The sequence below is a fragment of the Erythrobacter westpacificensis genome (assembly GCF_039542285.1).
GTDB classification, from domain to species: Bacteria; Pseudomonadota; Alphaproteobacteria; order Sphingomonadales; family Sphingomonadaceae; genus Alteraurantiacibacter; species Alteraurantiacibacter westpacificensis.
Genome location: NZ_BAABHV010000031.1, coordinates 1 through 930, shown reverse-complemented (window position 1 = coordinate 930; position 930 = coordinate 1). Strand labels below are relative to the sequence as shown.

The following is a 930-nucleotide window of genomic DNA, read 5'->3' as shown; positions in this document are numbered from 1 at the left end:
GGCTGCTGGCCGATGCGATGCTGGACAAGGCGGCACTGAAGGATCTCCTGGCAAAAGGTTTTGACGCCCGCCGCGAAGCGGGAAGCTGTCGCTCATCTCCAGGCGTGCCACGGGATGAGCGAACGGCGGGCGTGCCGTGTTGTCGATGCCGATCGCAAGAGCGTGCGTTACTGTTCCACGCGTAACGATGATGCCGAGCTTCGGGAGAGGCTGCGCGAGCTGGCCAACCGGCGTCGTCGGTTCGGCTATCGGCGGCTGCATATCCTGCTGCGCCGGGAGGGGATCATGATCAACCGTAAGAAGATCCAGCGCATCTACCAGGAGGAAGGCTTGGCGGTCAGGCGGCGACGCAGCCGCAAGCGTGCTGTCGGCACAAGGGCTCCTGCCCCGGTGCCGGCTCTGCCGAACCAACGCTGGAGCCTGAACTTTGTGCACGACCAGATGGCGTCGGGCAGGAGGTTCCGTGTGCTCAATGTAGTCGACGACGTGACCAGGGAGTGCCTGGCAGCGGTGCCGGACACATCGATCTCAGGCCGCCGTGTCGTGCGAGAGCTGACGGAGCTGATCAGCCAGCGTGGCAAGCCCGGCATGATCGTCAGCGATAACGGCACTGAGCTGACCTGCAATGCGGTGCTGGCATGGTGCGGGGAGATGGGCGTGGAGTGGCATTACATCGCGCCAGGCAAGCCGATGCAGAACGGCTTTTGCGAGAGCTTCAATGGTCGCATGCGCGATGAGCTGCTGAACGAGACGCTGTTCTTGAGCATGGCCCATGCCCGTGTCGAGATCGCCGCCTGGGTGGATGATTACAACCGGGAGCGACCGCACTCATCGCTTGGCTACGCAACACCGGCGGCGTTCGCCGCCGAACTGGATAAGCAATGGCCTGCTTCGCTACGCCCTACGGACTCCGCTACGTAGCCCATTGCT

The 930-nt window shown here is 63.4% G+C and carries 1 pseudogene; it reads left to right on the top strand.

Going from position 1 to position 930, the window contains the following annotated elements:
• Positions 1-921: pseudogene (locus ABFX23_RS17305) on the top strand (IS3 family transposase); the annotation flags it as partial.
• Positions 922-930 lie beyond the last annotated feature (9 nt).